Here is a 13,335-nt window from a genome sequence, read left to right as displayed (position 1 = left end):
AAGTTAGGTGATTATAATGAAACAAGCGTCCTTGTTCGATGGCGCCAATGATAACAATACGCCTTTAGCCAATCGAGTGCGGCCAGATACATTGGCGGATTTCGTGGGGCAACAACAATTACTCGGTCCTGGCAAGCTGTTGCGCAAATTGATCGATGAGGATCAACTGAGTTCGATGATTTTCTGGGGGCCACCCGGTGTGGGCAAAACGACTTTGGCCCGGATCATCGCCCAGCAAACGGCTTCGCAATTCATTGATTTCAGCGCAGTTACCAGTAGCATCAAGGATATTCGTAAAATCATGGAAGAAGCGGAGCTCAATCGGGAGATCGGCCAGCGCACGATCGTCTTTGTGGACGAGATCCATCGCTTCAATAAAGCCCAGCAAGATGCGTTTTTGCCTTTTGTGGAAAAGGGCAGTATTATTTTGATCGGCGCGACGACAGAGAATCCCTCCTTTGAGATCAATTCGGCGCTGTTGTCTCGGTGTAAGGTTTTCGTGCTGAAATCATTGACGGTGCCGGATCTTGAACAGTTGCTCCAACGGGTGATCACCCAGCCGACCAGCTTTCCCGGTGTGACCGTGACCATGGATGCCGAGGCTTTGCGAATGTTGGCGGAATTTGCCAATGGCGATGCGCGCGTGGCTTTGAATACCTTGGAAATGGCCGTGCTTAACGCCGATCAGAGTCATCAACGAGTTCGGTTGGATAGCGCGGCGTTAGACCAGTTGATCAACACGAAATCCTTGCGCTATGATAAACACGGCGAGGAACACTATAATATTATTTCGGCGTTGCATAAGTCAATGCGCAACAGTGATGTGGACGCCGCGATCTATTGGCTGGCGCGCATGCTGGCCGGTGGCGAAGATCCCCTTTATATTGCCCGTCGCTTGGTTCGTTTTGCAAGCGAGGATATTGGGTTGGCGGACACCCACGCGCTGACCTTGGCCGTGACGGTGTTCCAGGCTTGCCAGCAGATCGGCATGCCGGAATGCGAAGTTCATTTGACGGAAGCGGTGATCTATTTAGCGACCGCGCCGAAATCCAATGCGGTTTACCTGGCCAATGCCCGCGCGAAGAAAGAAATCAAGCGGACGGGCAATCTGCCGGTACCTTTGCAGATCCGTAATGCGCCGACGAAATTAATGGCGGACTTAGGTTATGGCGATCATTATCAATATGCCCACGACAATGCCGACAAATTAACGACGATGAAAACAATGCCGCCGGAACTAGCGGGGCATCAATATTATGAACCAACCGAACAAGGCAACGAAGCGCGTTTCAAGAAGCGGCTGGCCTATTTGCAACAGTGGCACCAACAACATGACCAGCCGACACCGTAAACAAATGTCGAGCCATTAATGCTGGTGACGATTAAGCGCCGGCGCCGGTCTCGCTGAGGCGCTGAAGTGCCAACGAGAGTAATCACGCGTGAAGCCGGGTGACCAATCACAGAACAGAGGGAAAATATGGCGACAATCAGTGTTGAACAAACTTTATCGATCAGTAATCACCGGGTTTTTGCGGCGGATCTCAACGAACACGAAACCGTTTTTGGCGGTAAAATCTTGGCGATCGTTGACGACAACGCCTCGATCCCAGCCTCACGAGTGGCGCGAGTGGAAACCGTCACCGCGGCCATCGATCGCGTTGATTTCATCCAGCCCTTTCGCTTGCAAGACTCGCTTTGCGCCGAGTCTTATGTGACGGGGATCGGTCACCGGTCGATCGAAGTTTTCACCAAGATCATCGGCGAGCATTTACAAACAGGCCAGCGCTTCTTAGGGCTGACGTGCTTTGCCACCTTTGTGGTGACCGAACGTGATTTGGTTCTACCACAACTAGTTGTGGCTGGCGAAAATCAGGAGTATCAAGCACTTTGTCAAGGTTACGCGCAACGACAAGCGGCACGGCGCGTTCATTTACAAGCACAAGCGGCTTTCCGTCAACAAATCAGTCTAGATCTGCCCTGGCAGCGTTAAATTTACGTGCGCAATGGGCATTGTTACTAGGCAGTCAACACTCGAGGTCCTTATGAAAACAAAATTAACTTTACAACTAGAAGCAACCTTGTATCAATTTTGCTTGGAGCAGGGCGCCTATGTGGTGGAAGAAGTGGCGATGCCCGCGGATCAGGGCATTGTCGACACTCTAAGTTATCAACAGTTGGCCAACGGCGAGGTCCAGTGGCGCTGCTACGAATTGAAAGTGACCAAGGCAGACTTCCATTCGCAAGCCAAACTGTCCTTCATTGGTCACTATAATTACTTCGTCCTCCCGCAAAAACTTTACGAGCAAGTCGCCGGGGAGATCCCTAGCAAAGTTGGCGTCTTGATCTATCGTGCTTTTGACCAAGAAGCCGTGGCGCTGGCCCCACAAACCTTGCGGGCGCCAGGTTTCTTAACGGTGGCGAAAAAAGCACAGTATCAAGAACTACAGGTCGACGAACAGGAGCTGACCAGTCACTTCATCAGCTCGTTGTTTCGCGAGGTCGACAAGGCCAAACGGGTGGCCAAGGGATTGCAACTGTATTCTGATGACCAGTTGTATAAGGAGTTACGCAAGCGGTCCCAGGTGGGCTATGATGTTTACCAACCGGAGGCCAATTTGTTCGATCGCTTCAATGAAGAACTGGAGGATGAGAAGTTGACCGCGCTGCAAGAAGAGTTGGACGCGCGCAACGCGGAATATCAAGCGTTACAATTGCAGTATCGCCAACTACAACACCCAGATCTGGGCACGCAACTATGAGATATTTCCCATATTTACGTGGCCGCATGTATGATTTGCGCGGATTAAAAGCGTTGGTCACCAATGGCGAGCTGGCGCCGCAGATCGTTCCGATAATCGAACCAGTCCGTGATTCCCGCGAGTTGCAACAAACAGTGGCGGCCTTGATCACGGCCCGCCATCCCTTTAGTGTGATTGCTAACCCTCAAGTCAGTGTTTACGGTTTGAATAGTGAGAAACTTTATCCGCTGCCTGACTTTAGCCAATTGCCTTTTTACTACCCTAGCGCGATTTTAGCGCCGGACTTTAGCCATGACTTCTTGGAGACTGGCCCGAGACAGCGGAGTTTGTTGATCGCGCCGAATTACGAATTGTTGCGCGCTTATGCGGCGACCAATGTGTTCCAACAAGTCAGTGGTATTTTGGTGCCAGATGAAGCTCGCTTGCGTCAACTGGCGGGGACGAAGGCTTTGGCGCTGACCGACCCCATGCCGTTTGTGGGTCAGGTTGAGGACTACGCCACCTTGCCTGATGCTTTTTTCGCGCCGGCTAATTGGTGGCGCACGATCCCTGACCGTGAAGGCTTTGGTGACTATGGCATCAGCGGCAGTTATTATTTCGACAAGGGAATGCCGTCCCGCGCCATCGCCATCCACATCGTTTACGTCACGGCGGATGGCAGCTTGCGCGTCCACCATTTTATTTCCGACAGCAACGCCACCATGTCCGGGCAAAAGCAGAAATTCTTTGAAGCCTTGGCCAAGCTGGCTGTCTGGGTGCCGGAACATTTGCGTGGGTTGAATCAAACACCAGCCTTATCAGCTTTACTAGCCTACCACACTCAACAAAAGTTTCCTGGATTGGGCATCGTTAAGCAACTCAGTTTGATGCATCATTTGCAGCTGATGGGACGACTGTTGAACAGCTGATTAGTGTTAATGGGGGTTCTTTGTTGAGAGTTGGTCTTGTATAATTAACTTATAGAATGCTTTTTGGAGGACTGGAAATGACAAGTAATTTTGAGTTTCTAAATCAAGATTCAGATACGCAAGCCTTCTATAAACTCGCGGAAGAAGCCGAAGAACACTATTTGAACGCGTTTTTTGCTGCTGAATTTGTTGCAATTCGGAAGATTGGCGAGCAAGTAGTTCGCGATTATTTGGATTTATATTATGTCAATGTGCCAAGCATGGCGTCGTTTAATGATTGTCTCACATTATTGCGCGGTCGGACACAAGCTCCACGTGATATTATCGATAAACTATATGGAATCAAGCGCTTCGGAAATAGTGCTGCTCATACAATTACTCACGTTTCAAAAGCGGATGGACTGCAGGCGCTTAGGAATGTTCGGGATATTTTATTGTGGTTTGCCAGCTATTTGCAAGGCAGCGACGTGAATGTCTCGGAATTTCAAGAACCGAAAAACAAACTTTATCAGACTTCGGAACGAAAACTTATCTACGTTCAGAGCCCGGAGGATAATAAGAATCTGTGGCCGGCATATACCGGCTTGGAAAAAGTCGGTGATGCTTCAGTTGATGACTTTGAGGAAGATTCTCGACCGAATAGTGATTATTTACGATCTGAGGCGGATAAACGCGTTCGGCAGTATATGAACACTGCTGGAGTGCCCTATAAAATTTGGTGGGCTGAATTAGCCTACCGAAAAAAAGATCATAGCTGGTTTCGTGATTACGATGTCCATGATGTTCTTGAACGTTCAGGGGTTAAGCATACGGAAATAACCACAGGTAATGAATGGTTCAAAACCGATGTAGAGACGGTCAAGGCGGCTATTAAAGCCGTCAAGGAAGGCCGTCAATCAATTAATGCGGTAAAAAACAATTCTGAAGTAGTGATTCGACTTCGACCAGAACAACAAGAAGCGGTCAAGCAGACGAGAGAGGTCTTAAAAAAACATAACGAAATGTTGTGGAACGCTAAAATGCGTTTCGGAAAGACTTTGACAGCGCTACAGTTGATTAAGGAAGAACATTTTGCTCATGTCTTGATTATGACTCACCGTCCGGTTGTGAATGACGGTTGGTTTGAAGACTTTAATAAAATCGGTCTCAACTCATTGGGGTATGTTTATGGGTCGAAGTCAAAAGGAGAAACTCTAGAAACTCTGAGTAAGCAGACCTCACCTTTTGTTTATTTCGCCAGCATTCAAGATTTGCGTGAGTCGGCGGTATTTGGTGGTAAATATCCTAAAAATGAACTAATTACTAAGATTGATTGGAATCTTGTAATTATTGACGAAGCGCATGAGGGCACACAAACGGATTTGGCTCAAAAAGTCATTGATAGTGTCGTCAAAGAGCAGACCAAGTTGCTTGAATTATCGGGAACACCGTTTAATTTGCTCGATCAGTATGATGAGGATCAGGTTTACACTTGGGACTACGTGATGGAGCAAAATGCCAAAAAAATCTGGTCGCAAAATCACCCCAATGAGGTCAACCCCTATGAAGGTCTTCCGAAAGTTTCAATGTATACATTTGAAATGAAGAAGAGTTTCCAGGATGCTAATTTTCTCGATATTGACCATCAGTCCTTTAATTTTAAAGAATTCTTTCGTGTCGAAGAGAATGGTAGCTTTACTCATGAATCTAAGGTTAAGCAATTTCTTGATAATATTACAAATTCTGATCAACGGACAAACTATCCGTATTCCACGGAGCTCTTCCGTAGTCGGTTGCGACATACATTGTGGGTTTTACCAGGAATCAAAGAGGCCTGTGCGTTAGAACGATTATTGAAACAACATCCAATTTTCGGCAAAGAATATCAGATTATTAATATCGTTGACCATGATACGCGAGAAGAAGTTGAGGCCAGTGAAAATGATGTTCACCGGGTTCTCGCGGCAATCACTAAAAATCCAATGGCAACCAAGACAATTACCCTGACAGTCCGTAAATTGACGACTGGTGTCACAATTAAACCGTGGACAGGTGTGTTATTCTTAGCCAATACTAACAGCGCCATGCAATACCTACAGGCCGCTTTTCGCGCACAGACGCCCTATCAAGAAGAGCATTTTGGCCGCAAGACTAATTGTTATATCTTTGACTTTGCTCCAGATCGTGCCTTACGAGTCATGGCTGAATCGGCGCAAATGAATACAGGCGTGGGAAAACTCATTTCTGGCGCACGCAAGAATGCGATGGGCCGACTGCTGAATTTTCTGCCAATAATTGGTGAGACCGGTCAAGGTATGCAGGAATATCAAGTTGATTCCTTGCTGACGAAGTTGAAACGCGTTTATGCAGAAAAAGCGGTTCGGACAGGCTTTGATGATGACTCGATTTATAGTGATGAGTTATTGAAGCTGGACAAGCAAGATTTGAATGACTTCAATGACTTGAAGGCTCTTGTTGGCTCGACACCATCAGAGAAGAAAAAAATCAAAATTCCTGTTAATGAGCAGGGCTTATCCAATGAGGAATATGAACAAGCTGAGAATGCTAAAAATAAGAAACCGCGTGAGCGGACGCTAGAAGAGCAAGAAGCGCTTGAAAAACTAAAACAGCAGAAGAAACAACGGCGGGTCATGATTTCAATTCTGCGAGCGATTTCAATTCGTATTCCGTTAATGATTTATGGAATGGATATTGACTTGGAACAAGACGTGTCTTTCATTGATTTTGCCAAACGCGTTGACGATAAATCGTGGGCAGAATTTATGCCTAAAGGTGTTACCAAGGAGAAATTCCGCCGTTTTGCGAAATATTATGATGGCGAGGTATTTATTGAAGCGGGTCGCATTATTCGACGCCGAGTTAAAGAACTCGATACGCTAGATCCAATTGATCGGGTTGAGAAGATTGCTGCCTTAATGGGTACTTTCAAGAATCCTGATAAGGAAACAGTTTTAACACCTTGGCGTGTTGTTAACTTACATTTAGGCAAAACTATTGGCGGACTCTCCTTCTTTGATAGTGATTATTCGGACTCGACTCGCAACGGTCTCAGTACGCAGTCATGGGTGACAACAGATATAACTGATCGCGCCTTTGACCCAGATAGTCGTATTCTAGAAATCAATTCCAAAACAGGACTGTATCCGTTGTATGCTGCGGCATCGTTGTATTGGCGTGCCTTTGAACGGATGAATGAGGAACGTGCTGGCAAGTTTGATTTTGAGGATGAGCTCAATCTCTGGCAGGATATCCTAAAGAATAATGTTTATGTGTTGGCCAAGACCCCAATGGCCAAAACGATTACTGAGAAAACATTGTCAGGATACCGGAGTACAAAGATGAATATCGCCTATCTTGATAATATTGTTGAGGACAGTAAAAATAATTTGTCAGGTGTCGTGCAACAGATACAGGAGAGAATGAATCTTATGAAATTTGATGTCGTGATTGGAAATCCACCTTATCAGGAAGCTGCTAAGGGAGAAAGTACAAGATCTGAACCAATATATTATTTGTTTATGGAATTGGGGTACAAACTGGCCACCATTGCAACTTTTATCACTCCAGCACGCTTTCTCTTTCAAGTCGGGCAGACTCCTAAATCTTGGAATACTAAGATGTTAAAGGATGATTATTTTGAAGTTACATATTACGAGGAGGACAGTTCGAAAGTCTTTCCAAATAATGATATTAAGGGCGGTGTTGTTGTTACCCTACGAGACTCGAGTATACGAAAAAAGAGTATTGGTGTATTTGCTCGAAATAATGAGTTGAAGAGTATTCTTCCAAAGATCGATAGTGGGGGGCGTAAACCAAACATGGATTCGCTTGTATCTTCTAGAGGAATGTATCGCTTTACCACTGAATTCTTTGATGATATTCCTAATGCATCGAAGAAACTGGGGCGTGGGACAGGTAACATGATCGTGTCTAATGCATTACAAAAATTCCCAAAGGTATTTGAGGATGTGAGTGGTCACTATCCCCAATACAAGGTGCTTGGTCGATTAAATAGTACACGTGTATATAAGTATATTGACCAAAGATATGTACAAGATACTGATTATACGGATTGCTATAAAGTTGTTGTACCGAAGGCAAACGGAAGTGGAAAATTTGGGGAGAGGTTGGCCGAACCGGTAATTGAAGGTCCACAAGAAATTAGTACTGATTCATTCATAAGTGTTGGGAAATTCGAGAAAGAATCTGAGGCGAAATCATTACTGAAATATATTAAGACGCGTTTCTTAAGGACACTGTTAGGTACGTATAAAGTTACACAGGATTCCTCAAGGTTTGTGTGGGGAATGGTACCCCTTCAGGATTTTACGTCAAATTCGGATATTGACTGGAGCAAGTCTGTTGCTGAGATTGATCAGCAGCTTTATCGAAAGTATGGGTTAAATCAACATGAGATTGATTTTATTGAGACCAAAGTTAAGGCGATGGACTGATGGCGGAACGTTTAATTAAGTCTAAAGCACGTGTGCGCAGTCATGGCGAGGTATTTACTCCAAAACGGATTGTTAAACTGATGTTAGATCAACCTGGGGTAAGGGAAGCAAGCGAGACGTTAGATAAGACGTTCTTAGAACCATCTGCTGGGGAAGGCGCGTTTCTAATCGAAATCCTTAAACGCAAGACAAAAGTTGCCCTTTCTTCTAGTCACACTAGGTCGGAATATAATCAAAACGTCTTGATTGCGCTGAGCTCACTTTACGGAATAGAGTTGTTGCAGGATAATGTTAAGATGTTGGCAATGAACATGTACGCAGAATTCGAACAAGCCTATCAGAAGGGGTGCTTAAGTCTAGGTGTGCCACCAAACCCCCATGTATTACAGAGTGCTGAAACAATTATCCGAGCGAATATGGTTCAAGGAGATTCACTGAAACAAGTTAACAATTTGGGACAACCAATTGTGTTTAGCGAATGGAAGACACTTCCAACGGGGAAGAAAATTGTACAGGTACAGCGAACAGAATACACATTGGAGGCTATCTTAGAAGGTGGAGGCCCAATTGGGCAGGCATCCGCGTCAATTGATCGAGAAATCGATCTTTTTGCTGGCACGGGTGAATTTGATGATGCCGATGATCTGGAGACTCCCAATGAGGTTCCTCAAACTTTCTTGCCAGTCAAGTATGTTGACATCTATCGAGAATTGTTAACTGAACCTTAAAAATCGTAAAATTAAATTAGTCGGTGACAAAGCCTTGTGCGTCACTGGCTTTTTATTCAGAAAAGGAGTTGGGACTCAGTGGCAGTCACCTTCAATCAACTAGAATTTGACGACTATTTAACGGCGTTTACAGCAAGTCTGGATTATCGCGAATTACAGCGCAACGATCAAAAGCAAGTGGCTCAAATCGTGATGTTCCTATTTAAAGGTGCGCCGCAAAAATTTGGCTGTTCCTTTGACGCGCTGACGTTGGAGCAGCTACTTGAATTAGCGCTGAACCTCCAACCTCAGCCGTTGTTCCGCAAACAGGTCAAGGCTTTCCCCCAGGTGCTCAAGGCGACGTTGCGCTACCAGCAGTCACCCTTATTGGTTCCGATCCGTGATTGGTTAAAGACTAATAAACAGGAGCTAGCCGCCAGCCAACACTTGGCCGTGGATCGTCGGTTAGGAGACTGCTTGGCCACTCGGGTTCACCGGCAGAACGTTGATCCACTAGTGACCACGTATCTACCGAATTGGCTGGCCCAATTCGCCCAAGATCCCCTGATTGCTGCGATCCTACTAGACCAGCAACGACAAGCGACCACTGACTTGCAACGTTTCTTCCGAGAAATCCAGCGGCAGACAGGGTGCAACGCCTTGAAAGCTCCCAAGCAGCAAGTTAGCGCGGTGATTGAGAACCTGTACCCGGCTACCGCCGCTGAAACCCGGCGTCAGTTTTGTCTGAGTCTGTATTTGTTTCTCTATTTGATCAATGACAATTATAATTTGGCCGCGTCAGCCATGAGCGGCGCGGTAGCTGCCTGGTCCGCAGCCGTTAATCATGTTTCGAAAGATCACGGCGGGACCTGGGGGAACAAATTTTATCACGAACTTCAGGTAGGCTTGGCACAGGTCGGCGGCCTTCATCGCCTGCCTGCCAATCCTCGAACGGTCTTTACCCGCGCGGTCAAGAGAATTGAGGTTCGCGCTGATTGGTCAGATCATGATGACGAGTACGTTGACGCGGAAATACGGCGTTTAAGCGGAGAAGACAATGTCGAGCCCTTCCCGGCAGCGGAAACTCGTGATGAGGAGTTACCATTTTGAAGTGATGCAACTAGAGCCTTTGTGAAATCGAATGATTGTCCTGACCTCTCTCCCATCACCGTTTGAATCCGAAATACATCGGTCCAGATGCTTTTTTTGGGCGTTGGTCATTTGTCTTTTTGCTTGCAGTTACTTTGAACTAAGAAATTTTTGCGGTATGATATAGTTATAAGTTTGTGAGTTATCCGGCCATCATTTGAGAAATTGACCGGATTTCTGGGTAGGGGGCATTAATGGCATTGCCTGGGAGAAGCCAGCAATCTCGCAATGGCCAAAGTTGCGAAATAGTAACAACCGTTTGAGCAATAATGTGAATATCTATTTTTTCAAAATAATTCGAAGGATCAGTGAGAATATTATGCTAAAACCAGATTTTCAAACAGTCAATGATCAGTGGGAAGCATTCGCCCAGAGTTCTGAGTATGCCGGCCTTTATAAGTATGAGCAGCATGAGGCGGAGGAGATCATTGCCGCGCTATCGCTGACGGCGATGTTGAAATTCAACGAGCAATTGGATCTTCTTTCCGTTGAAGAAATGGATGCGCTTTGTTTCAATTACGCTCCGGATGGTGGAACGAAGAAAGCAGATGCCAAGGCGTTTCCTGGCTTAGTGTTGGCCTACCTGCGTTATATTCGCTGGCCGGCGCTCAATCAATTCACGGTGCGTTTGAAAGGTGAAAAGGACTTGCTGGCGGCGAGTCAGAGCTCTGGGGTGGACCTCAAGTTAGATGCGTTGGTGACGTCAACGCAGGCGCAAACCACATCAGATTCCGTTGAAAAAGGCGCCCAGCTGGCGAAACATTATTTACCGTTGTGGTTGACTCTGTTTGATGATGATTCGTTGATGCAAACCATGATGACAGAAGCGGAGCGAACTCACGCTAAGAAGAATTTAACTCAGTTTTTCCAATATTTCGCACAGCGCCCGGCGCAAACGCCTTTTCAAGCCAGTGCTGCAGAAGTTGAGGCCGCAATTCTTGCTGTAATTCCAGCAAAGTCACAGCCGAAATTAGAAAAATTTTGTCGGGCATTGTATCTGTTGCTTTATCTAGTTGGTCGTAATTATAATTTAAAAAAGCCATTGATTCGCCAGGTTTATGCCAATTGGTCGCAGGCGGTCGCCGCAGTGCTAGTGGATCAGGGGGCTCATTGGGACAAGAAGTTCTTCAAAGACTTGCAAAATGGGGTTGGGAGGGAACCGTTCCCCTATGAGCTCAAGCAAATCAAGGGCGTACCTGATAGTTCCCTAGATATGATCCAACTTTTCTACAGCCAGCTCCTCACGAACATTGATCTATCTTCTTTGCTTGACGAGTACGACGCGGATGACACAGACGATACAGATGACGAAAACGATTTTGAAATGCAGAGGCTACAACCGAATTTCCCACCGAAGTTGATGATCGATCAACTAACCGATCAATTGGATAAACTTATTGCTGATAACCATTTACAGGTGAGGGATGATGGTTACGGACGCAAGACGCTTAAAAAAATGCCGAAGAAACTCGAAACAACAATCATGGTTCTTGAAGACGAGCGCCGCTATTGGGTCCGTCAATATCTGGTTGATGAATTCTTGTTGTTCCTTCCAGATAACGGTTTGACACAAACGGAGCGTTCCATGGCGCCTGCGATGATCCAGCAGCTCGACACCTTAGTTAACCGGTATACCCAAGAGACCTTAGCGGGAATGAATGCCACTGGCTGGAATTTCTTTACCCACGTTTTGTTGCCGGTTGCCAATTTGAGCCCAGATGGGGTAAAGGCAGTTAGTCCAATTATGGCCGCGTTTTACGATTTTCTTGAAACAAATGATTTTAGTCCGAACGGCCGCCAAATAGCGAAAAACATCAAGCGCGATGCCACTAAGTTGACGGCCTATTTAACGGATGATGAGCAGCGATTGAAAGCGGCGCTGTTTTTGATGGTGGGACCTGTGGACTATGGAAATATCAATGATCCGCAGGTTTATCAAGATTATGAAGCCCAGCTTGGGTTGTTCCAAGATGACTTTGAAGATGAGGATGAAGAGCCATCGTCGTTTGTGCCCAAGTCGAATCCACACAAGATCGTTTCCTTCAAAAAAAATAAGAAATCGAAGAAACGGAAAAAGAAATAATGCCGCCAAGCCACCGCGTCTGCGGAAAAGCTTCACTGGGATTGATTGTTCTTTCCTCAGCAAATAAGGCAAAATAAAATAGCGTGACCGCTCTGAAGTCATCAAATGCGCATGACAGTGCACATGGCATGATAGAGCGGTGGCGCTATTTTTTCGTTCTGACGAGGGTTCTTGTCAGCTGGTTTTGACCGTGGTTCCTGGTTCGTTTTTTAGGAATTTTTGGTGATCAGGGCCGGATCCGACCCGTGCAGACGCTGTTACCAGCCGAAGAGATGGCTGAACGTGCCACTTTCCCACATGACATACAGACCTAGCAGGAGATACACGATCGCGGAGATCCAGCGGCCATATTTGGCCAGGACGGCGGCGATTCGAGGTAGGCGGACCAGTTCGTAGCCAATCAGGCAGAAGAGACTTAACATCACAAGAAAAGTGAGGAGGACCACGCCGATTTCTCCGGCTGAGAGGGGGACGAACAGGGGCACATAAATGCCGATATTATCCGCGCCGCAGGAACTAGCCGTGATCAAAATGACATTTAGCATCAGGCTTCGCTGGTGCTTGATTTTCTGCTGGATCGCATCTTGATCGTCATCGTCAGGTTCGATCAGGAGACGGATCCCCAAGTAAATCGGAACCAGCCCTAAGAAACCCAACAGCCAAGTCGCCGGGACGAAATGGAGCACGAAGGCCATGATCAAAGCGGTGCCGACGAGAATGCTGGTGCCGAGAAGATCACCCCAGTAAATGGTCCAACGGTCGCGCCGATTTTTGGCGCGGCCAAAGAGAAGCATCAAGATGATTAGATAATCGATACTGGTGGAAATGTAGGCAGTAGCGCCGGTAATGATTAAATTTAGCATTAGCTTTGCCTCATTTCTGCTGACTGGAACAGGCCAATGGAGTCGTGGCCGTCCAGTTCAAGGCTGCGCTGACTCGATCGATTTCCTGAAGAAGTACGGTGATCTCAGGTGAACTCAAACGGTAAAAACAGTATTTCCCGGAGCGACGTTGTTTGATCAAGCCGCAATCTCGCAGGCACGCTAACTGTTGCGAAATATTTGATTGACTAGTCGTGCCGATCTGTGCGGTCAATGTATTGACCGTGGCCTCGCCTTGGCTGAGTCGCTCCAGAATCGTTAGCCGCGTGGGATTGTTTAGTGCGTGGATCACTTTTTGTTGTAGGTTGGTCGTCATGATGTTACAGGTCAACTCCTTAAACCGGTTGCCGCTGAATCATGGTTAATTTGCGGCTTAAATTAGCATCAACATATT

10 protein-coding genes are annotated in these 13,335 nt (G+C 46.5%); 8 read left to right on the top strand and 2 right to left on the bottom strand.

Annotated features, from left to right (window positions below; genetic code table 11):
* Positions 1 to 16 precede the first annotated feature (16 nt).
* The 8 genes from ACYVSB_RS00885 to ACYVSB_RS00850 all read left to right on the top strand — a co-directional run bounded on the left by ACYVSB_RS00885 (position 17) and on the right by ACYVSB_RS00850 (position 12,060).
* Positions 17 to 1,351 (top strand): replication-associated recombination protein A, encoded by a 1,335-nt coding sequence (locus ACYVSB_RS00885; protein ID WP_461218052.1) that lies wholly within the window; start codon positions 17 to 19, stop codon positions 1,349 to 1,351.
* A gap of 126 nt (positions 1,352 to 1,477) precedes the next feature.
* The gene (locus tag ACYVSB_RS00880; RefSeq protein ID WP_461218051.1) at positions 1,478 to 1,990 is read left to right on the top strand and encodes an acyl-CoA thioesterase; all 513 of its coding nucleotides are present in this window, start codon (positions 1,478 to 1,480) and stop codon (positions 1,988 to 1,990) included.
* Positions 1,991 to 2,042: 52 nt separating this feature from the next.
* Positions 2,043 to 2,759 carry a hypothetical protein gene (locus ACYVSB_RS00875; RefSeq protein ID WP_461218050.1) on the top strand — a complete coding sequence of 239 codons (717 nt, stop codon included), beginning with the start codon at positions 2,043 to 2,045 and terminating at the stop codon, positions 2,757 to 2,759.
* The gene (locus tag ACYVSB_RS00870) at positions 2,756 to 3,667 is read left to right on the top strand and encodes a sce7725 family protein (RefSeq protein ID WP_461218049.1); all 912 of its coding nucleotides are present in this window, start codon (positions 2,756 to 2,758) and stop codon (positions 3,665 to 3,667) included. The genes ACYVSB_RS00875 and ACYVSB_RS00870 overlap by 4 nt, the downstream gene beginning before the upstream one ends.
* A 77-nt stretch (positions 3,668 to 3,744) precedes the next feature.
* Positions 3,745 to 8,121, top strand: coding sequence for an Eco57I restriction-modification methylase domain-containing protein (locus tag ACYVSB_RS00865; RefSeq protein ID WP_461218048.1), 4,377 nt, complete (start codon positions 3,745 to 3,747; stop codon positions 8,119 to 8,121).
* Positions 8,121 to 8,849 (top strand): N-6 DNA methylase, encoded by a 729-nt coding sequence (locus ACYVSB_RS00860; RefSeq protein WP_461218047.1) that lies wholly within the window; start codon positions 8,121 to 8,123, stop codon positions 8,847 to 8,849. The genes ACYVSB_RS00865 and ACYVSB_RS00860 overlap by 1 nt, the downstream gene beginning before the upstream one ends.
* A 78-nt stretch (positions 8,850 to 8,927) precedes the next feature.
* On the top strand, positions 8,928 to 9,938 hold the full coding sequence (locus ACYVSB_RS00855) for a hypothetical protein (protein ID WP_461218046.1): 1,011 nt from the start codon (positions 8,928 to 8,930) through the stop codon (positions 9,936 to 9,938).
* Positions 9,939 to 10,296: 358 nt separating this feature from the next.
* Positions 10,297 to 12,060, top strand: a complete 1,764-nt coding sequence (locus tag ACYVSB_RS00850) for a hypothetical protein (RefSeq protein WP_461218045.1) — start codon at positions 10,297 to 10,299, stop codon at positions 12,058 to 12,060.
* Positions 12,061 to 12,317: 257 nt separating this feature from the next.
* On the opposite strand, the gene ACYVSB_RS00845 is transcribed toward ACYVSB_RS00850, so the two are convergent.
* On the bottom strand, positions 12,318 to 12,923 hold the full coding sequence (locus ACYVSB_RS00845) for a CadD family cadmium resistance transporter (RefSeq protein ID WP_461218044.1): 606 nt from the start codon (positions 12,921 to 12,923) through the stop codon (positions 12,318 to 12,320).
* Positions 12,924 to 12,933: 10 nt separating this feature from the next.
* Positions 12,934 to 13,257, bottom strand: coding sequence for an ArsR/SmtB family transcription factor (locus ACYVSB_RS00840; RefSeq protein ID WP_461218043.1), 324 nt, complete (start codon positions 13,255 to 13,257; stop codon positions 12,934 to 12,936).
* Positions 13,258 to 13,335: the final 78 nt, after the last annotated feature.

It is taken from the genome of Lapidilactobacillus salsurivasis (assembly GCF_054785215.1).
This window is presented reverse-complemented; position numbering and strand designations above follow the sequence as displayed.